Source organism: Streptomyces sp. NRRL S-87, from assembly GCF_000719335.1.
Lineage (GTDB): Bacteria > Actinomycetota > Actinomycetes > Streptomycetales > Streptomycetaceae > Streptomyces.
Genome location: NZ_JOGB01000029.1, coordinates 93732 through 117456 on the forward strand (window position 1 = coordinate 93732; position 23725 = coordinate 117456).

Consider the following 23725-nt stretch of genomic DNA (forward strand, 5'->3'; position numbering starts at 1 on the left):
TCCGTGCTCCGCACCCGTGCCCGTGCCCGTGCCGGCGAGCGTACGACCCCCGCACCCGCGTCCGAATGGGCCCAGGGGCCCATGACCGGGCCCCGGGGGCCTCCCTAGCCTCGGGGCGTGGTCATCGTCCTGATCAGCCTCGTCGCCGCCGCGTACGGCGCCGCTGCCGGGCTGCTGCTGCCCAAGGTCGCGTACCGGCTGGCGGTCGAGCCGGGGGAGCCGTGGCGCTTCGACTGCCCCCGGGGGCACCCCCTCACGGGCTGGCTCGGCACCGCGCGCTGCCAGGGCGCCGCGTACGGGCCCGACCCGGTGCGCACCGCCGTCCTGACCGCCGTCGTCTGCGGCGCGCTCGCGGGGGCCGCCGGGAACGTGCCGGAGGCCGCGGTCTGGGCGCTGCTGGCCCCCTTCGCGGTGCTCCTCGCGCTGGTCGACCGGGCCGTGCACCGGCTGCCGGACGTGGTCACCCTCCCGCTGGCCGCCGGTGCCGTGGCGCTGCTCGGCTGCGCGGCCCTCGCCCCCGGCGCGGCCGGGTCGTGGCGGGACGGGCTGCTGGGCGGGGCGGCACTCGCGGCGGGCTACTTCGTCCTCTTCCTGATCAACCCCGACGGCATGGGCTTCGGCGACGTCAAGCTCGCGCTCGCCCTGGGGGTCGCTCTTGGGTGGTACGGGTGGGGGGTACTGCTCGTCGGGGCCTTCCTCGGCTTCCTCTACGGGGGCCTCTACGGGCTCTCCCTTGTGCTCAGGGGCCGGGCGGGCCGCCGGACCGCCCTCCCGTTCGGACCCTTCATGGCCGCCGGGGCGTTCACCGGACTGCTCCTGGGCGGACTCGCTGCGTAATCGTGGCGCGCCAATGCACGCAGCACGCTTTACGAAGGGTTATGGTGGAACCCCCCCCTCGGGCCGGTCCGTATCCCCCCCACGGACCGGCCCGTTTTTCGTTCCCGGGCCCGGAGTCCGGGCCGCGGGGCGGGAATCCCCAGCTCAGCCGTGGCGAGCCGGCCCCGCCCGCGGGCCCCCTGCGCCGCGGAACGGGTGGCACTCAGCCCCGCTGGGCCCAGATGTTCGTCCCCGGCGTCGAGACCGCGTACGAGTCGATCTCCGCCAGCTCCTCGTCGGACAGCGGGGCGCCGCTCAGGGCCGCCACGTTCTCCTCCAGCTGGGCCACGCTCGACGCGCCGATCAGGGCGGAGGTCATGCGCGGGTCGCGCAGGACCCAGTTCAGCGCCAGCTGGGCCAGCGACTGGCCGCGCCGGGCGGCGATGTCGTCCAGCCCCCGCAGGCGGCGCAGCACCTCGTCCGACAGCAGGTCCGGGTTCAGGGACTTGCCCTGGGTGGCGCGGGAGCCCTCGGGGATGCCCTTGAGGTACTTGTTCGTGAGCAGGCCCTGGGCGAGCGGCACGAAGGAGATGCAGCCCATGCCCGCCTCCTCCAGGGTGTCCAGCAGCCCGTCCTCCTCCGTCCAGCGGTTGATCATGGAGTAGGAGGGCTGGTGGATCAGCGGGCGCACGCCCATGTCCGTCAGGATCCGCACCGCCTCCGCCGTCTGCTCGGCGGTGTAGGAGGAGACGCCGACGTACAGCGCCTTGCCCTGCTGGACCGCGGACGCGAGGGCGCCCATGGTCTCCTCGAGCGGGGTCTCCGGGTCGAAGCGGTGCGAGTAGAAGATGTCGACGTGGTCGAGGCCCATCCGCTGGAGCGAGGCGTCGAGCGAGCCCAGCAGGTACTTGCGGCTGCCCCACTCGCCGTACGGGCCGGGGTGCATCAGGTAGCCGGCCTTGGTCGAGACGACCAGTTCGTGCCGGTACGGCGCGAAGTCCTGCGCAAAGATCTTGCCGAAGTTCAGCTCGGCCGAGCCGGGCGGCGGCCCGTAGTTGTTCGCCAGGTCGAAGTGGGTCACGCCCAGGTCGAAGGCGCGGTGCAGGATGGAGCGCTGGGACTCCAGCGACCGGTCGTCGCCGAAGTTGTGCCAGAGGCCCAGGGAGACGGCGGGGAGCTTGAGGCCGCTGCGGCCCGTGCGCCGGTACTCCATGGAGTCGTAGCGGGTGGCCTCTGCCCGATAGGGATTGTTATCAGTCACGTTGTCCTCCCTATCACGGACTTGTGACGTCCCGGGTTGGGCCGCCGATCCCGACGCGCAGTAATGTGGCGCCGTCGGGGGACAGCACACGCACGGGGTCTACGCACGGAGGGGCTGAAAACGTGAGTCTGCGCGACCTGGTGTACGGAATCTACGCGCGCCGGGTGGAAGGCCGCCTCGATCACGCGGCGGTGCCGAAGCACATCGGCGTCATCCTCGACGGCAACCGCCGGTGGGCGAAGGCCGCCGGAGGCACCACGGTGCAGGGCCACCAGGCCGGCGCCGACAAGATCCACGAGCTGCTGGGCTGGTGCGCCGAGACGGACGTCGAGGTCGTCACCCTCTGGATGCTGTCCACGGACAACCTGGACCGCTCCGAGGAGGAGCTCCGCCCGCTGCTGAACATCATCGAGAACACCGTCCGCGGCCTGGCCGCCGACGGCCGCTGGCGCGTCCACCACGTCGGCAACCTCGACATCCTCCCCGCCCGGACGCAGAACGTCCTCAAGGAGGCCGAGGAGGCCACCCGCGACGTCCGCGGCATACTCGTCAACGTCGCCGTGGGCTACGGCGGCCGGCAGGAGATCACGGACGCGGTCCGCTCGCTCCTGCACGAGCACGCCCGCAAGGGGACCTCCATCGAGGAGCTCGCCGAGGTCCTCGACATCGACCACATCGCCGAGCACCTCTACACGCGCGGCCAGCCCGACCCGGACCTGGTGATCCGCACCAGCGGTGAGCAGCGGCTGTCCGGATTCATGCTCTGGCAGAGCGCGCACTCCGAGTACTACTTCTGCGAGGTCTTCTGGCCGGCCTTCCGGAAGGTGGACTTCCTGCGGGCGCTGCGCGACTACGCGGCCCGGCACCGGCGCTACGGGGCCTGACCCTCCGCCCCGGTCCTCCGGGGGAGTCCACCACGGCCCCCCGGAGCCTGACGCCGCATCCGCTCGCACCGCTCCCACCAGCAAGGCCTTCACCGGGGATTCACCGGCCGTCCGTCATATGCCATGGCATGGCGGCGCGTGTTCGGGGAATACCCCAAGCAGGTCGACGCCCGAACCACGGGTGTCGCATCTCAGCGGGCGGCACCGGGCCGTCCGCCCGGGAGGCCCTTTGCACCAGGACGCGCGTGCGGACCGCACGTACGAAGCGGAGGGCCGGAAATCGGCCCTGGCATTGCGGCCGATGACCGGTCCGGTCTTCATGGCCCGACCTCACTCGAGGGGGTACGTCCTTCCGTGGTGACCAGCACAAAGCGCCGCACACCCGACCGGCGCACCTACGTACTCGACACCAGCGTCCTGCTGGCCGACCCGCACGCCTTCTCCCGGTTCGACGAGCACGAGGTCGTGCTCCCGATCGTGGTGATCACGGAGCTGGAGGCCAAGAGGCACCATCCCGAGCTCGGCTACTTCGCCCGCCAGGCCCTGCGCCTGCTGGACGACTTCCGGGTCCGGTACGGCCGCCTCGACGCCCCCATCCCGCTGGGCGACCTCGGGGGCTCGCTGCGCGTCGAACTCAACCACTCCGACCCGGGGGTCCTGCCCGCGGGCTTCCGGCTGGGGGACAACGACTCGCGGATCCTCGCGGTCGCCCGCAACCTCCAGGCCGAGGGGTACGACGTCACCGTCGTGTCGAAGGACCTTCCCCTGCGCATCAAGGCCTCCTCGGTGGGTCTGCTCGCCGAGGAGTACCGCGCCGAGCTGGCGATCACCGGCGACGGCTGGACTGGCATGAGCGAGCTCGCGCTCTCCGGCGAGCAGGTGGACCTCCTCTACTCGGAGGAGCGGCTCTACGTCCCGGAGGCCGCGGAACTCCCGGTGCACACCGGCCTCGTCCTGCAGTCCGAGCGCGGCAAGGCCCTGGGCCGGGTCACCGCGGACGGCAACGTCAAGCTCGTACGGGGCGACCGCGAGGCCTTCGGGATCCACGGCCGCAGCGCGGAGCAGCGGATCGCGCTGGACCTGCTGCTGGACCCGGACGTCGGGATCATCTCGATGGGCGGCCGGGCCGGCACGGGCAAGTCGGCGCTGGCGCTGTGCGCGGGCCTGGAGGCCGTCCTTGAGCGCCGCCAGCACCAGAAGGTGATGGTCTTCCGGCCGCTGTACGCGGTGGGCGGGCAGGATCTGGGCTACCTGCCGGGCACCGAGGCCGAGAAGATGAGCCCCTGGGCGCAGGCGGTCTTCGACACGCTCTCGGCGGTGGCCGGGCGCGAGGTGATCGAGGAGGTGCTGGGGCGCGGGATGCTCGAGGTGCTGCCGTTGACGCACATCCGCGGCCGGTCGCTGCACGACGCGTTCGTCATCGTGGACGAGGCGCAGTCCCTGGAGCGGAACGTCCTCCTGACCGTTCTGTCCCGTATCGGGGCCAACTCCCGAGTTGTCCTCACCCATGACGTCGCCCAGCGCGACAACTTGAGGGTGGGCCGGTACGACGGCGTGGTCGCGGTCGTTGAGAAGCTGAAGGGCCATCCGCTGTTCGCCCACGTCACGTTGACCCGGTCGGAGCGCTCGCCGATCGCCGCTCTGGTCACCGAGATGCTGGAGACGATCTGAGCGCAAGCAGCCTGAAGACCCCGTGAAGGGGTAAATCGGACAGGCGAGTTGGCGCCGTCCGGCAAAGGTCCAGGAGCCTAGCCGGGCGGCGCACTCGTGCACAGCCGTTTCACCGAACTTACGTCGTCCCACGAGGTGTGAGCTTTCCCACGCAACGGGGAATTGCCTTGCGGTGTCGACCTCCGGCAGAGTCTTGCTTCCGTCAGGCCCCGCATACGGCACACCTGTATCTCCACGGAGGTTCTCCGCGGAGGTGCGCAGCGCCACCACAACTCAACAGCCACCGCCGTATGCCGCCCGGAAGCACCACGAGGCACTCCCTTCACGGGAGTTGTCCACGGGCCCGAGCCTCCAGTGACCATTGGCAAGTGGAGGCCAGCGCCAGGGGCACTCTTGCGTCCGCCAGGTCACGCCCCGGACGCTGCTGGAAGGAAACCGTGTGAGCCGGATCTCGGTCCGGGGATTCGCAGTGGCATCCGCCACCGCGGTCACCACTGTTGGTGCAGTCGTGGGCGTTGCCGCCGGCGACCCGGGCGCCTCGAACGACCTCGAGACGACCGCCGCGGGCACGACGCTCCTCACTGACATCCCGGTCGGCGACCAGGCCCAGGTCCAGACTGCGTCCCTGACGCAGCAGGCCGACGCCCTCGCCAACGCGGCCGACGCGGACGCCAAGAAGTCCGCCGAGGAGTCCGCCCGTATCCAGGCCGCCAAGGACGCCAAGGCGAAGAAGGAGGCCGCCGAGGAGAAGGCGAAGAAGGAGCGCGAGGCGAAGGACGACATCGCCAGCCGCTCCGAGCGCCGCGACCCCGGTTCCTTCGCGCCGCAGAGCTCCTACACCGTCGCCGAGGTCAAGGCGATGGCCCGCCAGATCGTGGGCGCCGGTCAGTTCCAGTGCTTCAGCAACATCGTGAACCACGAGTCCACGTGGAACTACCGCGCGGTCAACCCGTCCTCGGGTGCGTACGGCCTCGTCCAGGCCCTTCCGGCCTCGAAGATGTCGTCCGCGGGTGCCGACTGGCGCACCAACCCCGCGACGCAGATCAAGTGGGGCCTGAACTACATGAACGAGCGCTACGGCAGCCCGTGTGGCGCGTGGAGCTTCTGGCAGGCCAACAGCTACTACTAGGCCGCCCGTCCCACCGACGGACCCGTCCTGGCAGAGGAGGAGCCCCGCACCGATCCCGGTGCGGGGCTCCTCCCGTCGGTGCTCCTGCCGTCCGTGCTCCTCCGGCCCGTGGACCCTCAGCCCCGGCGCGCCGGCAGCACCGCCGCCAGCAGCGCCGGACCGGCGGCGCAGACCGCCGCGTGCGGCCCCGACCAGCCGAGCCCGACGTACTGGGCCCACACCATCTGGACCAGTACGCCGGTCAGCACGCAGGCCGGGACCGACAGGCCCAGCGGCCGGACGCGCAGCGCCCACAGGCCGATCCAGAACCCCACCAGCGTCAGGGCCAGCCACAGCGCCATCCCCTCGAACGGGTAGAGGGTCAGGCAGAACTCGTCCGGGCTGCTCTCGCACACCCGGTCGCCGGTCTGCTGCCCCCAGCGGACGGCCGCCAGCCCGGCGGCGCCGAGCACGGCGCCGAGCACGGCGCTGCCCACGATCCTGACGGTGCGGTGGGTTCCCATGGCCTACATCCCCATCGACCGGAGGGTCTTCTCCAGGGAGTCGGCGTAGTGCCGCGCACCCTGGATCTTCGGGTGGAAGGACTGCGCCGAGGCCGGCTGCTTCTTGAGGTCCGGGTTGTCGCCCGGCGTCCGGTCCAGCACGATGCCGTGGATCGTCTCCGGGTCACCGCAGATGCCCTGGCCCGCGAACTCCTGCTTCGGGTTCGAGAACGTGACGTCCACGCCGGCGGCCTTGGCCTCCGAGGTCGCGTCGGCCATCGTCTGGAGCATGACCTCGCCCATCTCGGAGATCCAGGGCGCCTCCGCGGCGCCCATGCCGATGATGCAGCTGCCCACGTGCTCCATCAGGATCGGGTAGCCCATGAGGACCACCTTCGCGTTCGGCGCCTTGACCTTGATCGCCTTGAGCGTCTCGACGATGGCCGCCTTGACCTGGTTCTTGATGTACTTCGGCTCGGCGGCCTTCAGCGGCTCGCTGTCGCCGTCCAGGGTGCCCTCCTGGCAGACCTCGGGCAGGCCGAAGCCGCCGAAGATGCACTTGGAGACGATGTCCGCGAAGCGGGCGTCGTTGCCGCCGATGGACATGGTGACGAGGGTGGTGTTCTCGTCCACGTAGCCCTGGTCGAGCTGGGGCAGCTCGCCGAAGTGCATCTGGTCCCAGGCCGTGTGGCCGCCGGTACCGCCGGGGACGATGTTCTCCGACGTGGCACCGGAGCACGCGATCAGGTGGTAGTCCATGCTCGCGTCCCAGTTGTCCGCGCGCTCGCCGATCGACTGGCCGGAGTCGGCCAGCTTCGCCTGGCGGGACCAGGCGAACTTCGAGCGGTGGCAGGCGTTGCGGAGCTTCTCGTCCTTGCCCAGCGTGTCGGTCTCGGGGTAGTAGTCGCCGCCGCCCGACTTCGAGGCGCCCTCGCCGGAGGAGTACGAGTCGCCCAGGGCGACCACGATGTCCTTCGGCTTGCCCGGCAGCTTCTGGAAGGCCACCGCGTCCCACGCGACGTCCTCGTTGCCGTTGCCGTCCATGCTGATGGTGGACAGCGACACCTTCGGCGTGCCGGCGAACGGGAACGCGCCGAGCGACACCCAGCGGTTCTCGCCCGTACGCTGCTGCGCCACGCGGAACTTCGTGCCCTTGCCGGTGTCGATCACGTACTTGGCCTGGCGGGTGTGGGCACCGTGGTCGGGCATGTGGACCATGACGCGGGCCCAGCCGTCGATCTGCTGGTTGAGCGTCCAGGTGCCGGTGACCTTCAGGCGGTTGCCCTCGTCACCGTCGGCGCGGGTGTGGGCGAACCAGAAGTGGCCGTTGTACCCGGCGCCGAGCTGGTGCGTGTCCATCTTGGACGGGTAGAGGCCGCCACCGCCGAGGTTGCCGGCGAACGTGAAGGCGAAGGAGCCGTCCGAGGAGACCGGCCCGCAGCCCGGCCGCGGGGTCGGCGTGCCGGCCGGCAGGTCGTCGACGACCAGGGCGCCGTTCGGCAGCCCCTTCTTCTCGCACACCGGCGGGTAGGCGGTACCGTCCGCCTCCTCCTTGTACGTGTCGTCGAAGCGCAGGATCTCGTTGCCGCAGGTGCCCGACTCGCACTTCTTCCAGGCGACCGGAGCGTGCCACCAGCACTTGAGGTCGGTGCGCGTGCAGGCGCCCCGGCCCGGGTCGTTGGCGTCGTTCGGGCCGATCTTGGACTTGTCGCACTCGTTGTCGGAGGTGCAGAACAGGCCCTCCTGCGGCTTCAGCATGGAGCGGTCCAGCGGCGTGGCCCACCACGCCGGCCGGAAGCCCACGACCATCTTGTCCGGCGACTCCAGGGCCTGCAGCGGGCGGGCGGCCCAGCCGAGGACCTTCTCCTGGTACGGCCAGTCCTGCGGGTGGGCGGCGTCGGAGTAGTTGTCGAAACCGCTGGCTCCCTCCAGGAACGGCAGCCGGTTGGCCTTCCACAGCGGGTTGGCCGGGTTGTTGGTGAAGCCCACGCCCCACAGGCCGCCGTTCTTGCCGGCATCGGCCTTGGGGTAGTAGCCGGCGTTGTAGGCCCAGAGCGCGAAGAACCAGTTCTCCATGTACTGGGGCTTGCCGCCGTTGACCGTCAGGCCGTCCCTGCGGGTCAGGTTCCACTTGTCGATCAGGACGTTGATGCCCGCGGCGATGTTGGCCGTGTAGTCGAGGGCCGCGGCCTCCTGGCGCAGCGGGTCGAGGGCGGTCTCGCCCTTCTTCTCGTGACCCTTGATCCGCATGCCGTCGGTGATCTGGGTGATGCCGTAACCGCAGTCGGCCTCTTCCCAGTTGATGCCCCACGGGTCGGTCTGCTTGCCGTCCGAGGTGTGGCCGATGCCGTAGAAGTTGCCGATGAGCGGGTTGCCGGTGACGCCGGGGACGACGAACCGGGTGGCCTGCCACATGTTCGACTCCTGCGCGGTGATGCCGAGCATCACCTGCGCCGGGACACGGCCGCCGCCCTCCAGCTCCAGGCGCGGGAACAGCGACTGCGGCTGGTACGCGCCCATCCCGGTGTTCTTCCAGTTCGCCGGGCGCGAGATGTGCTTGTTCAGGTTGTTGGTGATGGCCTGGTCCACCGCCCACTCGACCTGGCGCGGCTTGGGCTGCATGGCCTGCTTGCGCGGGTCGTTGCGGGGGACCGAGCAGTACCGCTCGGTTTCCATCGGGCTGTTCGCCGAACCGGCGGACGGCGCGGCGGCCGGGTGCCCCTGGCCGGACGGTGCCGGGCGGACGGCGGCCCGCAGGACCGGGGACATGTCGCGCCCCTCGGCGGAGTGCCGGCCCTCGTTGCCCGGGGTGACCTCGAAGGAGGCGTTCCGGCCGGTGTCGACGGCCTTGAGCGAGATCTTCATCGCCCGGGAGGCGTCGGCCTTGGTCCTGCGGGCCGTCGGCTTCACGACGTCCGCCCACTCGCTGCGGGTGACCAGGGCCTGGCCCTGGGTCGAGGCCTGGGTGTCCTTCGGGAGGTCCGCCGGGGAGGCGACGGCGCGCGGCAGCTTCGACACGGGCCGGGCGGCACCGGTGATGAAGACCTTGCCCGACGCGCTGCGCGTCAGGTCGATCTTCGCCAGCGGCCCGGAGGCGAGCAGGGCGGGCTTGGCCCTGCGCGCGTCGCCGCGGGCGATGTCCTGGGCGCTGACCCGCTTGACGGTGCCGGGGGCGTCGACGGGGGACTTGGTCCTGGCCGTGGCGGCGGGGCGGTCCAGGAAGACCACGCCGCCGTCCGCGTCGGCCTTGAGCTGGAACGGGATCCGGTCCGTGGCGGCGACCGCGGTACGCCGGCCCCGGTCGTCGATCCGGACGATCCGGGCGGAGTCGGCGGCCACGATGTCCTTGCCGACCGGCACCGCGGAGGTGACCTGTCCGGTGAGCGCGATGGGCTTGGCGAGCCGCGCGGTGGCCGCGTCGACCTTCACCAGCCGGGTGGCGTTCCTCTTCTCGCCGCCCAACTGCGTGAACACGGCCGTCTCGCCGGTGCCGCAGCCCGGGCTGAAGTAGGCCAGCGAGGTCTGCCGGTCCAGCTTGCGGACGGCACCGGTGTCCAGGTCCACGACGGCCGTGAAGGCACCGCGCGCCATCAGGTCGGCCTTGTTGGTGAACGTACGGGGCGCGTAGGCGACCACGGCCCGCTTGCCGGAGCCCGTCACACAGGCGTTGCCGATCCACATGTCGGCCTCGAAGCCCGGCTCGGACAGCGTGGCGGCGGTGCGCCAGGCGTAGCCGCTGCGCTCGTCGGCGACCAGCAGGTGGAAGCCGTCCGCGTCGCTCGACGTGGTCCACGCCCGGTCCTTGGACCGCTTCCAGCCCTTGCCCAGCAGCGCATCGCGCTGGGGCGGGGCGACCGCGTCACCGGCGCCGGCGGCCTCGGCCGGGGCCGGCGCGACCACCGCGCCCGGTCCGGCGGGCTGGGCCGCCAGGGCGACGCTCTGCCCCAGTGTCGCCATCACCGCGGCCGCCGCCATCGCGGCGAGCGGGACGCGTGCTCTTCTCCGTAGTCTCAACGTTTTCCCCTCAAACGCACGGGGAGAAGCAGATTCACGTCGTGGCCACGAAATCGAAATGAGTCCCCCATTGACGCCGGTCTGGTCGAACCGGCGGTGAGCACCTTAATCACAGGCCGACGGGGAGCGGCAAGCGTGAATTCTCAATTTGAGCGAAAGCTGAGGATCGGAATGGGAGCCTCCGGTTCTGGGGGTGGGAGGGGTATGGGAATCAGTCCTTCCGGTCGCGCTTTAGTGGTTGATTATTGGATTTTAAGTGCCGCATTGTGCTGCATATCTGCAGGTCAGAGGTATGTGAGGGGAGAATTTCGGCCCTCTGGCGCGCCGCGCATTTCACTCTTGTGATTCATGTCGCTCACTGATTGGTCAGAGGTGGGGTTCGCGTCCGGCTAGGGTCGTTGAGCAGGCGTCGAGCCCATCGGATAATCGCTGCCCGGACCCGTATATGTATTGCGGCCGCGGCGTTGTTCCGGGCTTTTGGGCGCCTTCGCGCGGCACTGACCGAGCCGCGCCCGCACCACATCACGCATTTACGCACCGAGGGGGACCCATCATGTCCATCACCATGGGAGTCGTTCGTACCGGCGTCGTCGCGGCACTCGCCGCGACCGCGCTCGCCGGCCCGCAGGCGGTGGCCGCCGACGCTCCCCGCGTGCCGCTGGCCAAGACCGCGGACGCCCAGACGAAGGCCTTCGTCGCGTCCCACCCGAGGGCCGCCATGTCCTCCGCGACCGCGTGCGGCGCCGGTTACGAGCTGGCCCGCGCCGTCCCGCTGCCCAAGGGCACCGACCCCAAGATGCGGCTCGCCACGCTGTTCACCTACACCAAGGGCGGCAACGACTCCGGCTGCGCGATCCTCGACAACAACATGGGCTCGAAGAGCTACAAGCTCAAGGTCCAGGCCTGCGACCCGCGGGGCCGGACCTGCCAGACGGACGAGGGCCACTTCGCGAACTACGCCGGCCCGGTGCGCACCAACGACCCGGTGTGCGGGCTCGTCACCGCCGCCATGTGGAACCCCGCCGGCCAGGAGATCTTCACCTACAAGACCGAGTACGGCTGGCTCTGCGACTGAGGCCCGGCGGCAGCCGCCGCGCCCCCGGCCCTGACGGGACCACCCCGGCTCCGGCCCGGCCCCGCACCGTACTTCGGTGCGGGGCTCCGCGCGTGTACGGTCGACCGGGTGCGTGTCCGGGGGGCGGGGGAAAGGGATGAGGATGTCCAAGAGGCGTGAGTGGCTGAGCCAGCTCGCGAAGCGGCTCGACCAGGTGGAGGCCCGCCTCGACGAACGCCGTGCCGAGTTGGAGGCCGCCGAGGCGGCGGACCTGCCGCCGGGCGCCGCGGCCGCCGCGACCCCTGCCCCCACCGCCGGCCCCGCCCCCGCCCCCACCGCCGGCCCCGGCGCCGTGCCGAGCGCCGGTACCGCGCCCGCGGGCGGCACCGTGCCCGCCGTCGCCGGTACGGCCCTCGCGGGGGCCGTGGCCGGAGCGGACGTTCCCGCCGCGGCGGGCGGCCCCGGCGGTCCGCCGACCGGTCACCGGCCCCACGGCCACGGAGCCCCCGGGTCCGCCGGCCTGCCCGATCCCGTCAGCGTCCTGCCCTGGGGCATGCGGGTGGCCGCGGAGGCGTCCTGGCGGCTGCTGATCGTGGGCGCCGTCGTCTGGGCGCTCATGCGGGTCATCGGCGAGATCCGGCTCGTGGTCTTCGCGTTCGCCGCGGCCATGCTCGTGACCGCGCTGCTCCAGCCGTTCGTCGTCCGGCTGCGCCGACTGGGACTGCCGCGCGGGCTGGCCACCGCCCTGACCGCCGTCGCCGGGTTCGTCGTCATCGGACTGGCCGGCTGGTTCGTGGTCTGGCAGGTGATGGAGAACATCGACACCCTCGGCGACCAGGTCAAGAGCGGTATCGAGGACCTCAAGCACTGGGCCCTCAAGAGCCCGTTCCACGTCACCGAGAAGCAGATCAACGACCTGGCGAAGAACCTCCAGGAGACCATCACCACCAACACCGACGAGATCACCTCCGCCGGTCTGCAGGGCGTGACGGTGGTCGCGGAGGCGCTCACCGGGATCCTGCTGGCGATGTTCTCGACGCTCTTCCTGCTCTACGACGGCCGGAAGATCTGGCAGTGGACCCTGGGCCTGATGCCCGCGGCCGCCCGCCCCGGCCTGGCCGGCGCCGGCCCGCGCGCCTGGCGCACCCTGACCGCGTACGTGCGCGGCACCGTCATCGTGGCCCTGATCGACGCCGTGTTCATCGGTCTCGGCATCTACTTCCTCGACGTGCCCATGGCCGTGCCGCTGGCCGTGTTCATCTTCCTGTTCGCCTTCATCCCCCTCGTCGGCGCGGTGGTCTCCGGCGCGCTGGCCGTGGTGGTGGCGCTGGTGACCCAGGGCGTGTGGACCGCCCTGATGACCCTGCTCGTCGTCCTGGCCGTACAGCAGATCGAGGGCCACGTCCTGCAGCCGTTCATCCTGGGCCGGGCGGTCCGGGTGCACCCGCTCGCGGTTGTGCTGTCGGTCGCCGCGGGTGGCATGATCGCGGGAATCGGGGGCGCGGTGGTCGCGGTCCCGCTCGTGGCCGTCACCAACACCGTGGTCGTCTACCTGCGGGCGTACTCCCGTGAACACGAGCCGCAGCTGGGGCCCGGGCAGCACGGGGCGACCGCCCTCGCCGCGGCTCCGATCGGCCAGGGGGACGACCAAGGTGATATCCGAGCCTGAGCTCAACGGCGCGTACGGGGACGCGTTCGGCCCGACGGTACCGGCGGCACCCCTCGAAGGGGCGCCGCCGCCGACCCGCGAACGCCGCCCGCCCGCGGGCTGGGTGTGGGCGCTGGGCGGCGCGCTGACGGCCTCCGCGGTGTGGGCGGGCGGGCTGTACGCGCTGGGGGACCGGGGCGACCACGACGCCCCGCCGGTCGCGTACCGGGTGCCGACCGACCTGTGCGCCGAGGTGAAGCCGACCGGACTCGCGCGGCTGATGGGGAAGCTGACCGAGCAGCCCCGCCACACGGAGACCCCGCACGCGGCGGTGGACTGGTTCAGCTGCACGCTGTCGGTGCAGGGCGCCGCCACCAAGTCCGGGTGGAAGAAGGAGTCCCAGGTGTACGTCACGATGGCCGTGCACAAGAAGACCGACCCGGAGCCGGAGTTCGACGCGGACGTCGACCACGACCGCTGGGCCCTCGGGACGGCGGAGCGGTCGGGGATCGTCGGGCTGGGGGAGCAGGCCGTCATGCTGACCGGCGAGTCGCTGCCGGGTCCGCAGCTGCGGGTGGTCGACGGCGGCGTCGTCTTCTCGATGGAGGCGAGCGAGAACTGGGGCTGGGCGGAGGCCCACGAGCCCAAGGGCGACCAGCCGGAGGGCGACCTCGACGACACGGCCCTGCAGTCCGCGCTGGTCGAGGACATGGGCACGCTCATGAACGCGCTGAAGAAGCGCGCGGGGTGAGACGAAAGGACCCCCGCCACCGGTGGTGTCGGGGGTCCGTCCGGGGAGTCCCCTGGACAGGGACGGTTCCGGGGGCGTACGGCCCGGGGCCGTACGGTGCGCGGGTCCTACTCGGCCAGCGCGGCCTCGGCGTCGAGGGTGACGGCGACCGCCTGGACCACCGAGGCGACCTTGAAGGCCTCCTGGATCGTCTCGCGGTCGACGCCCGCCGCGCGCAGCACCTGCTCGTGCGAGTCGAGGCACTGGCCGCAGCCGTTGATCGCGGAGACCGCGAGCGACCACAGCTCGAAGTCGACCTTCTCCACGCCCGGGTTGCCGATGACGTTCATCCGCAGACCGGCCCGCATCGTGCCGTACTCCGGGTCGGAGAGCAGGTGGCGGGTGCGGTAGAAGACGTTGTTCATGCCCATGATGGCCGCGGCCGCCTTGGCGGCCGTGTACGCCTCGGGCTTGAGGTTGGCCTTGGCCTCCGGCTCCAGCTCGCGCAGGACCTGCGGGGAGCGGGCGGCGATGGCGCAGGACAGGACCGTGCCCCAGAGCTGCTGCTCGGTGAGCGTGCTCTGGTTGCCGATGACCGAGCCGAGGTTCAGCTTCAGGTCCTTGGCGAAGTCCGGTATCGCGGCCTTCAGCTCATCGAGGGCCATGCTCACTCACCGGCCAGGAGGGCGCCCGCGTCGAGGGTGTCCTCGCCCTTGGTCCAGTTGCAGGGGCACAGCTCGTCGGTCTGCAGGGCGTCGAGGACCCGCAGGACCTCCTTGGGGTTACGGCCCACGGAGCCGGCGGTCACCATCGAGAACTGGATCTCGTTGTTCGGGTCGACGACGAACACGGCGCGCTGCGCGTAGCCGTCCTCGCCCTGCACGCCGCAGGCCTGCATGAGCTCGTGCTTGCCGTCGGCCAGCATCGGGAAGGGCAGGTCGCGCAGGTCCTTGTGGTCCTTGCGCCAGGCGTGGTGGACGAACTCGGAGTCGCCGGAGACACCGAGGATCTGGGCGTCGCGGTCGGCGAACTCGTCGTTCAGCTTGCCGAACGCGGCGATCTCGGTCGGGCAGACGAAGGTGAAGTCCTTCGGCCAGAAGAACACCACGCGCCACTTGCCCTCGTAGGTCTTGTGGTCGATCTGGGCGAACTCCTTGCCGGCCTCGAGCGAGACGCAGGCGGTCAGATCGTAGGTGGGGAACTTGTCACCGACAGTGAGCACGTGCACTCCATTGCGCAGGGAAAGTGGCCCTTTTGGGGGCTTTCCGAAGGGGTTGGACGGATCTCACATGCTGGCACAGCTGCATTGATTACGGAAATAGCTAAGCTTGTGCGATGCGATCGGAGGTTCCTATCAGTGGCAGTGAGTAGTAGGGGAGCGAAGCAGCCCACCCTGGCGCAGCTGCGCGCCTTCTCGGCTGTGGCGGAGCACCTGCACTTCCGCGACGCGGCCGCCGCGATCGGCATGAGCCAGCCCGCCCTGTCCGGGGCCGTCTCCGCCCTGGAGGAGTCCCTCGGGGTGCAGCTCCTGGAGCGCACCACCCGCAAGGTGCTGCTCTCGCCCGCCGGGGAGCGGATCGCGGCCCGCGCCAAGACGGTGCTCGACTCGGTCGGTGCGCTGATGGAGGAGGCGGAGGCGGTGCGGGCCCCGTTCACGGGCGCGCTGCGGCTCGGCGTCATCCCCACCGTGGCGCCGTACCTGCTGCCGACCGTGCTCTCGCTGGTCCACCGGCGCTTCCCCCGCCTCGACCTCCAGGTGCACGAGGAGCAGACCGCCTCGCTGCTGGACGGACTGGCCGCCGGCCGGCTGGACCTGCTGCTGCTCGCCGTGCCGCTGGGCGTCCCGGCGGTGACCGAACTCCCGCTCTTCGACGAGGACTTCGTCCTGCTGGTGCCGCGCGACCACCCGCTGGCCGGGCGCCGCGACATCCCGCGCGAGGAGCTGCGGGGGCTGCAGCTGCTGCTGCTCGACGAGGGGCACTGCCTGCGGGACCAGGCGCTGGACATCTGCCGGGAGGCCGGCCGCACCGACGGCGCCGACGTCACGACCACGGCGGCGGGCCTGTCCACCCTGGTCCAACTCGTCGCGGGCGGACTCGGGGTGACGCTGCTGCCGCGCACGGCGCTGAGGCTGGAGACCACCCGCAACGAGCACCTGGGCACGGGGTACTTCGCCGAGCCGGCGCCCACCCGCCGCATCGCCTTCGCGATGCGCGCCGGCACGGCCCGGCAGGAGGAGTTCACCGCCCTCGCCGCCGCCCTGCGCGAGCAGGTCCGACCGCTGCCGGTCTGGCCGACGGACTGAGGGCGGTGTCCGTACGACACCCCGGCCCGGGTACGGCGGGCGGCCCGCGCCGTGGTGCCACCGCGCGGGCCGCCCGCCCCCCGTTCCCGTACCGCCCGCGCTACTCGGTGCGCAGGCCGTCCGGGCGCATCAGCCGCAGCAGCGGCGGCAGGCTGAGGACCGTGACCAGCAGCACCACGCCCGCGCCGATGCCGGCCATGCCGGCCACCGACGTCCAGTCGACCGCCACCGGGACGTCGGTCATCCGCATCAGTACGGCACCCAGCGCCAGGCCGGTGGCCGTGGCCAGGCCGAGGCCCAGGCCGATCGGCAGCGCCGTCTGCCAGAACACCGACAGGGTGAGGGTGCTGCGCCGGGTACCGAAGGCGACCAGGGCCGACAGCAGCTTCTTGCGCTCGCGCAGCTGCTCCAGCTGGGAGACCAGCATGCTCGCGCCGATCAGCATCAGCACCAGGACCGCGCCGATGTAGAGGCCGGTCCGGATGCTCGCGAAGCGGTTGCTCTGCTCGGTGCTCTTCAGGGTCATGACCGTGGCCAGCGGGTCGGCCTTGAAAGCCGCGGTACGGGCCCGCTCCCCGGCGTCCGCGACGGCGGGGTCGAGCTGGAGGTAGATGGAGGTGTACCCGGCGACGGCCGTGCCCTTCGGTGCGGCGCCCGGGGTGGCGAGGAGCCCGCCGCGCCTGGTGCCGGCCGGGTCCTCCCGGCTCGGCACGGCGCGCAGGCCCTTCGGCACGGTCCAGGCCACCGGCCCGGCGGTGTCGTTGCCACCGACCATTAGCCCGGCGCCCGGCCTGGCCAGCGCCTGCGCGTTGCCGTCGTCGTACCCGCCGCGCAGGAGGAACGTGTCACCGTCCTTGCAGGAGGGCAGGTCCGCGATCTCGCGCAGTGCGGAGCAGGAGGCGATGGTCAGTTCCGTCGTCCGCTCCGGGTTGCCGGCGTCGGCGGCGGTGACGCTGGTCAGCGGGGTGACCCGGGTGACGCCCGCCGCCCGTCGCAGCTCGCCCGCGACCGCGTCGGCCTGCGCGAGGATGCTCGTCCCGGGGTGCTGGCCGCCGCGGATCCACACCGACAGCGCCGCACGGGAGGGGTCCTCGCCGGTCCGCTTCGTGTAGTCCCCCTCGACGCCCGCGAAGAGCATCTGGAGGGCGATGGCCCCGGCCACCGCCACGGCGATGCCGTTGACCAGCCGCGCGGCGGTGCCGCTGCTGAGCTGCAGCCGGCGGACGGCCAGCTGCCAGGCGACCCCGCCGCCGGAGAGCCGGGCGACGACGCTCTCGACCAGCCAGGGCAGGATCGCGGTGATGCCGACGAGCAGCAGCACCACGCCGCCGATGACCTGCCACTGGTTGAAGTCGCCGTTCTCGCGGCCGCGTCCCATCAGCGGGGCCAGCAGACCGAGCCCGGCCAGCGGGAGCACCAGGCGCCACCAGATCCGGCGGCGGGCCGGCTTCGAGGTGCGCACCACCCCGAGCGGCTCGATGACCACGCCCCGCAGGGCGAAGAGCGTGACCCCGACGGCGGCCGCCGGCACGGCCAGCACCACCAGGGCCGTCAGCCAGGGGCTCGGCGTGAGGTCGGCCGGGAAGACACTGCGGTCCATGACGGTGAAACGGTCGGCGAACTGCCGTACCGCGGAGAAGAGCCCGGCACCCAGGGCGAGGCCGACCGCGGCCCCGGCGAGGGCCTCGCCGGCCGCGATCCGCCGGGTCATCCGGCCGTCGGCGCCGACCAGGCGCAGCGCGGCCAGGCGCCGGTCGCGGCGCTCGCCGCCGAAGCGGACGGCGGCGGCGACGAACACGGCGACCGGCATCAGCAGGGCCACGAAGACCATGACCAGCAGCAGGGTCAGCACCGGGTCGAGCGGCTCGGGCCTGATGCCGTTCGCGAAGCCCGTGACGCGCTTGACGGAGCTGTCGTCGCGCAGGGTGTCCGAGCCCCTGTAGAAGGCGAGTTCGCCGGGGCCGATCAGACCCTCGTCGCCGATCGTCCGGGTGATCGGCCCGTCGAGGCGCTCGCGCAGCAGCGCGCCCCCGGGGGAGGCGAGGAGGTCTTTCAGGGCGGGGGAGACGGCCAGTTCGCCGGGACCGGGGAAGCGATCGAGGCCGGGCGGGAGCGGGGCGTCGGGGCCCTCGGGCCGCAGCTCGGCGCCGTACAGGTCCTCGCCGTGGAAGGACGTCTGGATCTCGGCGAACAGCAGGGTGCCGGGACCGGCTTTCTCCGCGGTGGGCGCGGTCCAGGTGCTGCGGGCGTCCGAGCGGGCGTCGCGGGCGGACAGGGCACCGGGCAGGGCGGTGGTCAGGAGCAGCAGGGCCACGCCCAGGCCCACCCCGACGCCGGTGAGCAGCGTGCGGATCCAGCCCTCGCGGCCGCCGCCCAGGGCGAACCGGGCGCCCATGCGCAGGTCCTGGAGCCAGACGGCGAGCGCGCCGCGGGCGGCCGGGCCGCGGTGCGCGGAGCCGGCCGGGTGGTGCGGGGAACTCATATGGCGCGCTCCATGTCGCGGGAGCGGCCGTCGCGCACGACGATCTCGCGGTCCGAGTACGCGGCGACCCGGGTCTCGTGGGTGACCAGCACGACGGCGGCGTTGGCGGACCGGGCGGCCTCGGTGAGCAGCTGCATCACCAGCTCGCCGTTGAGGGAGTCCAGGGCGCCGGTGGGCTCGTCGGCGAAGACCACGCGGGGGCCGGTGACGAGCGAGCGGGCCACGGCGACGCGCTGGCCCTGGCCGCCCGACACCTCGCCGGGCCGCTTGTCCCTGAGGTCGTCGACCTCCAGCCGCTGCATCCACTCCAGGGCGGCCCCCTCGGCGGCCTTGCGCTTGGCGCCGGCCAGGCGCAGCGGCAGGGCCACGTTCTCCACGCAGGTCAGCTCGGGCACGAGCTGGCCGAACTGGAAGACGAAGCCGAACTCGCTGCGGCGCAGGGCGCTGCGCTCGGCGTCGCTCATGGTCGTGAGCTCGCGCCCGGCGTAGGTGATGGAGCCGGAGTCCGGGGTGACGATGCCGGCGAGGCAGTGCAGCAGCGTGGATTTGCCGGAGCCGGAGGGGCCCATGATGGCGACGACCTCGCCGGGGTGGATGGAGAACTCCGCCCCGTCGAGGGCGTGGGTGGGCCCGTAAGCCTTGTGCAGGGCGCTCGCGGCGAGGAGGGAGCCGGCGGGCGGGGCGGCGGGGGTCATCGGCGTACCTCCTGGGCGAGCTGCTCGAGGCGGGCGGCGGTGAGTTCCAGCCAGCGCAGGTCGGCCTCCAGGTGGAACAGGGCGTGGTCGCAGACGAGTTGGTCGGCGAGGTCGCCCTTGCGCTTGCGGGTGGTCAGGAGGCGCATGAGGCGCAGGTGCTCGGCGCGCTGGGTGTCGAGGAGGTCCGCGGCGCTCCGCCCGGTCAGGAGCGCCAGGACGACCTTGGTGTAGAGGGTCGACTGGAGGTACGGCTCGGGCTTCTCGGGCTGGGCGAGCCAGGTCTCGACGTCGGTGATGCCGGCGTCGGTGATGGCGTAGCGCTTGCGGTCGGGGCCGTCGCCGGCCTCTATGCCTTCGACCTCGACGAGGCCGTTCTTCAGCAGGCGGGACATGGTCGAGTAGACCTGCCCGTAGTGCAGGGGCCGGTCGTGCCCGAACTTCTCGTCGAAGGCGCGCTTGAGGTCGTAACCGTGGCGTGGTCCGGCCTCCAGGAGGCCGAGGAGTGTGTGGCCGATGGACATGCCGACGACTGTACACGCGGTGTATACCTGCGGTGTATACACGGGGTGCATAGTCGGCCCGGGCGGTCCCGTCCTGGCAGCTCAGAGCCCTTTGTCACGGTTCGGAACGCGACCCTGCCGGGGCCGTGGAACGCCGAAGGCCCCGCACGGGTCGGGGCCTTCGCCCGACGTCAGGACTCGGGGGACTTGCGGGGGCGGCCGCGCCGGGCGATGGGTGCCGCCTCGTCCGGCAGGCGCCCGGACTCGGAGAGCGCCCTGCGCAGCAGGAACTCGATCTGCGCGTTCGCCGACCGCAGCTCGTCCCCGGCCCACCGCGCCAGCGCGTCGTACACCTGCGGATCCAGCCGCAGCAGTACCTGCTTGCGCTCGGCCCGCCGCGCCTTCGCGGGCCGCCCGCGGCCGGCGTCGCCCGCGCCGCCGGCGTCGCCCGCGGTGGCGGGGTCGGGCCGGTCGGCGGGTCCGGCCGGGTCGGCCGGGTCGGCGGGGTCCTTGCCGGTGGGGCTCACTGGTACAGCGTGCCCGTGTTCACGACCGGCTGCGCCGCGCGGTCACCGCACAGCACCACCATCAGGTTCGACACCATCGACGCCTTCCGCTCCGGGTCCAGGTCCACGATGTCCTCCTCCGCCAGCCGCGTCAGGGCCAGCTCCACCATGCCCACCGCGCCCTCGACGATCTGGCGCCGGGCGGCGACGACCGCACCGGCCTGCTGCCGCTGGAGCATCGCGGAGGCGATCTCCGGAGCGTACGCGAGGTGGGTGAAGCGGGACTCGACGATCCGCACGCCCGCCGCCTCGACCCGCGCGTGCAGCTCGGCCGCCAGCTTCTCGGTGATTTCCTCGGCGTTCTCGCGCAGCGAGAGGCCGTCCTCCTCGTGGGCGTCGTACGGGTACTCGATCGCGATGTGCCGCACCGCCGCCTCGGTCTGGACCGACACGAACTCCTCGAAGTCGTCCACCTCGAAGCTCGCCTGCGCCGTGTCCTCGACCTGCCAGACCACCACCGCGGCCAGCTCGATCGGGTTCCCGTACGCGTCGTTCACCTTGAGGACGGCGGTCTCGTGGTTGCGCACGCGGGTCGAGATCTTCGTGCGCGAGGTCAGCGGGTTCACCCAGCGCAGGCCGTCCGTGCGGATGGTGCCCCGGTAGCGGCCGAAGAGCTGGACCACGCGCGCCTCGCCCGGGGCCACCGAGTTCAGCCCGCACATCATCACGAAGGCCGTGACGGCGAGGAGGACGCCGACGACGACCAGGGCGATCTTCACGCCGTCGGTCCCGCTCGCCGCGCCCGCGACGATCAGGCCGACGCCGCCGAAGAGGCCCAGCATGCCGAGCAGGAGGGCGAGGCCGCCGCCGACGCTGCGGGCAGGGAACTCGCGTACCTGCTGGCGCTCCGCGCCGCTCGTGGCGCCGCTCACGGCGTCTTCGATGGTCTTGCTCATGGTCCGCCCCGTTTCATCAAGGTGCCGACAGAGGTTCCGCCGGCGTGGTCGGCAGGTTCACTGCCTAGCAAAGTGATATCACTTTTTCGGTGAAGGGCAAGCGCCGGTGCGGTTCCGGGCAACCCGGAGCGGCTTTCCCGCGTCGGTTCCAGGTGGGGTGGGTGCTCATTCTCACGTCCGGAAAAGCCCGGATTGGGAGTCCTTTGTCCAATACCGCGGTGTTAGCTTCGTGAGCTGACGTCGGGGGGTACACGAGCGGAGCAGGAGCGATGGGCCGAGCAGAAGCGCGACGCGGGCAGCAGCGCCGTGGGGCGCGAAGGGCGCCGCGCGCCCGGCAGCGAGACGGAAAATCCGGCATACGCAGGTTCTTCACCTGGAAGCGCGTCCTCGGCACCGTCCTCGGCGCCTTCCTGCTCGGCATGGCCGGCCTGATCGGCCTCTACTACTACCTGCCGGAGCCCCAGCCCAACGAGCAGGCCACCCTGCAGTCCAACATCTACCGGTGGTCCGACGGCTCGGTCATGGCCCGCACCGGTGAGCTCAACCGTGTGATCCTCAAGATCGACGACATCCCCTCCCTGCTCCAGGAGGAGTTCATCGCGGCGGAGAACATGTCCTTCCGCGACGACCAGGGCGTCGACATCAAGGGCCTGGCCCGCGGTCTGTTCAACACGGTCACGGGCAAGGGCAAGCAGGGCGGCTCGACGATCACTCAGCAGTACGTCAAGAACTACTACCTGAACCAGGACCAGACGGTCACCCGAAAGCTCAAAGAGCTGATCATCTCGATCAAGGTCGATCAGCGCATGGAGAAGGGCGACATCCTCGCCGGCTACATGAACACGAGCTACTACGGCCGCGGCGCGTACGGCATCCAGGCCGCTGCGCAGGCGTACTACGGCGTGGACGTCGACAAGCTCACCCTCGAGCAGGGCGCGTACCTGGCCGCCCTCCTCCAGTCGCCCAACGGCTACGACTGGGCCATCGCCACCCCGCGCGGCAAGGCCTTCGCCAAGGAGCGCTGGAACTACGTCCTGAACAACATGGTCAAGATGGGGAAGCTGGAGCAGGGCAAGCGCGCCGCGATGCAGTTCCCCGTCCCGATCAAGCCCAAGCCCGCCCCCGGCATGGAGGGCCAGAAGGGCTACCTGATCCAGGCCGCCGAGGCCGAGCTCAACCGCCAGGGCGTCAAGGACGAGGCCATCAAGGCCGGCGGCTGGGACATCACCCTCAGCATCGAGAAGAAGAAGCAGGCCGCGCTGGAGCAGGCCGTCCAGGACGAGCTGGAGTCCAAGCTCGACCGCAAGGAGCGCAAGGTCGACGCCGCCGTGCAGGCCGGCGCCACCTCCGTCGACCCCAAGACCGGCTACATCGTGGCGATGTACGGCGGTCAGGGCCTGAAGGAGCACTGGATCAACAACGCGACCCGGCAGGACTACCAGCCGGGCTCGACGTTCAAGCCGATCGTGTTCGCCTCCGCCCTGCAGACCGGCGCCACCACCCAGGACGGCCGCCCGATCACCCCGAACACGGTGTACGACGGCACCAGCCGGCGCCCGGTCGTGGGCAGCGACACGCCCTTCGCGCCGCAGAACCAGGACGACCACGACTACGGCAAGCGGATCACGGTCCAGAAGGCGACCAACTCCTCCGTGAACTCCGTGTACGCGCAGATGCTCGTGGACGTCGGCCCGGCCACCGTCAAGAAGACCGCGCTCGCCCTCGGCATGAAGGACCGCGGCGCCTTCGACGAGAAGCCGGCCATGGCGCTGGGCTCCATGCAGTCCACCACCGTCGACATGGCGGGCGTGTACGCGACCTTCGACCGGCACGGCAAGAAGGTCACGCCCTCGATCGTGAAGTCCGCGAAGAACGAGATCCGCGCGTACGAGGCGGTCGAGCGGATCGGCGACCAGGTCATCGACCGGTCGACCGCGGACACCGTCACCAAGGTCCTCACCGGCGTCGTGAAGAACGGCTCCGCCAACGCCGTCGAGTCCAGCGCCTACGACGCGGCCGGCAAGACCGGTACGACCGAGTCGAACAAGGCCGCCTGGTTCACCGCGTACACCCCCGAGCTGGTCACCGTCGTGGCGATGTTCGGCGAGGAGCCCGGCACCGGCACCCAGGTCACCCTGACCGGCACCGCCGGCGGCGGCCGCGCCGGCGGCTCCAGCTTCCCGGCCGACATCTGGCGGGCGTACACGCTGGAGGTGCTCTCGGGCACCGGCACGTCGGAGTTCGACCTGGAGGACGCGATCACGGGCAAGGTCGAGGAGACGGAGGACCCGACCCCGACCCCGACCAAGTCCAAGAAGGACAAGAGCCCGACGCCGACGCCGACCAAGTCCAAGAAGGACCGGGACCCGACGCCGACCCCGACCGAGCCCACCGAGGACCCGGACCCGAAGCCGACGAAGACCCGGACGCACAGGCCGGACAAGCCCACGCCGACCCCGACGAAGACCGGTGGCGGTGGCGGGGACGAGCCGGAGGGCGACGCCCCCGACGCCTAGCCTCCCGCCGGCCCTCCCGGGTCCGGACCCCTCCGGTCGTGACGCCCGCAGCGCCCGCCGCCTCCTTCGGAGGTGT

At 71.5% G+C, this 23725-nt stretch carries 19 protein-coding genes; 9 read left to right on the forward strand and 10 right to left on the reverse strand.

The features are described from left to right. Positions 1-117 precede the first annotated feature (117 nt). A complete protein-coding gene (locus IF43_RS0119890; RefSeq protein ID WP_030202222.1) occupies positions 118-837 on the forward strand; it encodes an A24 family peptidase in 720 nt (239 codons plus the stop codon). A 202-nt stretch (positions 838-1039) separates the two neighbouring features. Here IF43_RS0119890 and mgrA read toward each other — a convergent pair whose 3' ends face one another. Further along, positions 1040-2077 carry an L-glyceraldehyde 3-phosphate reductase gene (mgrA, locus tag IF43_RS0119895; RefSeq protein ID WP_030202225.1) on the reverse strand — a complete coding sequence of 346 codons (1038 nt, stop codon included), beginning with the start codon at positions 2075-2077 and terminating at the stop codon, positions 1040-1042. 122 nt (positions 2078-2199) lie between these two features. Between mgrA and IF43_RS0119900 the strand changes: the two genes are divergently transcribed. The 3 genes from IF43_RS0119900 to IF43_RS0119910 all read left to right on the forward strand — a co-directional run bounded on the left by IF43_RS0119900 (position 2200) and on the right by IF43_RS0119910 (position 5761). Beyond that, positions 2200-2961, forward strand: coding sequence for an isoprenyl transferase (locus tag IF43_RS0119900; RefSeq protein WP_030202228.1), 762 nt, complete (start codon positions 2200-2202; stop codon positions 2959-2961). A 354-nt stretch (positions 2962-3315) separates the two neighbouring features. Then, entirely contained in the window at positions 3316-4632 is a 1317-nt protein-coding gene (locus IF43_RS0119905) for a PhoH family protein (RefSeq protein ID WP_030202229.1), read from the forward strand. A gap of 439 nt (positions 4633-5071) precedes the next feature. Continuing rightward, on the forward strand, positions 5072-5761 hold the full coding sequence (locus IF43_RS0119910; RefSeq protein WP_030202232.1) for a transglycosylase SLT domain-containing protein: 690 nt from the start codon (positions 5072-5074) through the stop codon (positions 5759-5761). A 116-nt stretch (positions 5762-5877) separates the two neighbouring features. Here IF43_RS0119910 and IF43_RS0119920 read toward each other — a convergent pair whose 3' ends face one another. Further along, the gene (locus IF43_RS0119920; RefSeq protein WP_030202235.1) at positions 5878-6264 is read right to left on the reverse strand and encodes a hypothetical protein; all 387 of its coding nucleotides are present in this window, start codon (positions 6262-6264) and stop codon (positions 5878-5880) included. A 3-nt stretch (positions 6265-6267) separates the two neighbouring features. Further along, positions 6268-10257, reverse strand: coding sequence for a GDSL-type esterase/lipase family protein (locus tag IF43_RS0119925; protein WP_030202237.1), 3990 nt, complete (start codon positions 10255-10257; stop codon positions 6268-6270). Positions 10258-10810: 553 nt separating this feature from the next. On the opposite strand from IF43_RS0119925, the gene IF43_RS0119930 reads away from it, so the two are divergent. The 3 genes from IF43_RS0119930 to IF43_RS0119940 all read left to right on the forward strand — a co-directional run bounded on the left by IF43_RS0119930 (position 10811) and on the right by IF43_RS0119940 (position 13710). Continuing rightward, positions 10811-11332: a hypothetical protein gene (locus IF43_RS0119930; RefSeq protein WP_051795668.1), complete on the forward strand. Its 522-nt coding sequence runs from the start codon at positions 10811-10813 to the stop codon at positions 11330-11332. A gap of 142 nt (positions 11333-11474) precedes the next feature. Then, positions 11475-12980 (forward strand): AI-2E family transporter, encoded by a 1506-nt coding sequence (locus tag IF43_RS0119935; protein WP_030202241.1) that lies wholly within the window; start codon positions 11475-11477, stop codon positions 12978-12980. Continuing rightward, positions 12964-13710, forward strand: coding sequence for a hypothetical protein (locus tag IF43_RS0119940; protein ID WP_030202242.1), 747 nt, complete (start codon positions 12964-12966; stop codon positions 13708-13710). The genes IF43_RS0119935 and IF43_RS0119940 overlap by 17 nt, the downstream gene beginning before the upstream one ends. Before the next feature lie 107 nt (positions 13711-13817). On the opposite strand, the gene IF43_RS0119945 is transcribed toward IF43_RS0119940, so the two are convergent. Both IF43_RS0119945 and IF43_RS0119950 read right to left on the reverse strand, forming a co-directional pair. Further along, the gene (locus IF43_RS0119945) at positions 13818-14354 is read right to left on the reverse strand and encodes an alkyl hydroperoxide reductase (protein ID WP_030202244.1); all 537 of its coding nucleotides are present in this window, start codon (positions 14352-14354) and stop codon (positions 13818-13820) included. Between the two features lie 2 nt (positions 14355-14356). Then, positions 14357-14911, reverse strand: a complete 555-nt coding sequence (locus IF43_RS0119950) for a peroxiredoxin (protein WP_030202246.1) — start codon at positions 14909-14911, stop codon at positions 14357-14359. Between the two features lie 135 nt (positions 14912-15046). Between IF43_RS0119950 and IF43_RS0119955 the strand changes: the two genes are divergently transcribed. Then, positions 15047-15994 carry a LysR substrate-binding domain-containing protein gene (locus IF43_RS0119955; protein WP_030202249.1) on the forward strand — a complete coding sequence of 316 codons (948 nt, stop codon included), beginning with the start codon at positions 15047-15049 and terminating at the stop codon, positions 15992-15994. A 100-nt stretch (positions 15995-16094) separates the two neighbouring features. On the opposite strand, the gene IF43_RS0119960 is transcribed toward IF43_RS0119955, so the two are convergent. The 5 genes from IF43_RS0119960 to IF43_RS0119980 all read right to left on the reverse strand — a co-directional run bounded on the left by IF43_RS0119960 (position 16095) and on the right by IF43_RS0119980 (position 21133). Then, positions 16095-18389, reverse strand: a complete 2295-nt coding sequence (locus IF43_RS0119960) for an ABC transporter permease (RefSeq protein WP_030202250.1) — start codon at positions 18387-18389, stop codon at positions 16095-16097. An 83-nt stretch (positions 18390-18472) separates the two neighbouring features. Continuing rightward, positions 18473-19171 (reverse strand): ABC transporter ATP-binding protein, encoded by a 699-nt coding sequence (locus IF43_RS0119965; RefSeq protein WP_030202252.1) that lies wholly within the window; start codon positions 19169-19171, stop codon positions 18473-18475. Next, positions 19168-19692 (reverse strand): PadR family transcriptional regulator, encoded by a 525-nt coding sequence (locus IF43_RS0119970; protein ID WP_030202254.1) that lies wholly within the window; start codon positions 19690-19692, stop codon positions 19168-19170. Before IF43_RS0119970 ends, IF43_RS0119965 begins: the two co-directional genes overlap by 4 nt. A gap of 170 nt (positions 19693-19862) precedes the next feature. After that, complete coding sequence (locus IF43_RS0119975) at positions 19863-20045, reverse strand: hypothetical protein (protein WP_037889237.1); 183 nt, start codon at positions 20043-20045, stop codon at positions 19863-19865. Between the two features lie 149 nt (positions 20046-20194). After that, positions 20195-21133, reverse strand: a complete 939-nt coding sequence (locus IF43_RS0119980) for an SPFH domain-containing protein (protein ID WP_051795669.1) — start codon at positions 21131-21133, stop codon at positions 20195-20197. A gap of 269 nt (positions 21134-21402) precedes the next feature. Between IF43_RS0119980 and IF43_RS0119985 the strand changes: the two genes are divergently transcribed. Beyond that, positions 21403-23649 carry a transglycosylase domain-containing protein gene (locus IF43_RS0119985; protein WP_030202257.1) on the forward strand — a complete coding sequence of 749 codons (2247 nt, stop codon included), beginning with the start codon at positions 21403-21405 and terminating at the stop codon, positions 23647-23649. Positions 23650-23725 lie beyond the last annotated feature (76 nt).

What these genes read in the sequence shown, in the direction of transcription:
- IF43_RS0119930 (WP_051795668.1), top strand. Translation starts at nt 10,811, where the DNA reads ATGTCCATCACCATGGGAGTCGTTCGTACCGGCGTCGTCGCGGCACTC.
- IF43_RS0119965 (WP_030202252.1), bottom strand. Translation starts at nt 19,171, where the DNA reads ATGACCCCCGCCGCCCCGCCCGCCGGCTCCCTCCTCGCCGCGAGCGCC.
- IF43_RS0119980 (WP_051795669.1), bottom strand. Translation starts at nt 21,133, where the DNA reads ATGAGCAAGACCATCGAAGACGCCGTGAGCGGCGCCACGAGCGGCGCG.
- IF43_RS0119970 (WP_030202254.1), bottom strand. Translation starts at nt 19,692, where the DNA reads ATGTCCATCGGCCACACACTCCTCGGCCTCCTGGAGGCCGGACCACGC.
- IF43_RS0119960 (WP_030202250.1), bottom strand. Translation starts at nt 18,389, where the DNA reads ATGGGCGCCCGGTTCGCCCTGGGCGGCGGCCGCGAGGGCTGGATCCGC.
- IF43_RS0119935 (WP_030202241.1), top strand. Translation starts at nt 11,475, where the DNA reads ATGTCCAAGAGGCGTGAGTGGCTGAGCCAGCTCGCGAAGCGGCTCGAC.
- IF43_RS0119920 (WP_030202235.1), bottom strand. Translation starts at nt 6,264, where the DNA reads ATGGGAACCCACCGCACCGTCAGGATCGTGGGCAGCGCCGTGCTCGGC.
- IF43_RS0119985 (WP_030202257.1), top strand. Translation starts at nt 21,403, where the DNA reads ATGGGCCGAGCAGAAGCGCGACGCGGGCAGCAGCGCCGTGGGGCGCGA.
- IF43_RS0119945 (WP_030202244.1), bottom strand. Translation starts at nt 14,354, where the DNA reads ATGGCCCTCGATGAGCTGAAGGCCGCGATACCGGACTTCGCCAAGGAC.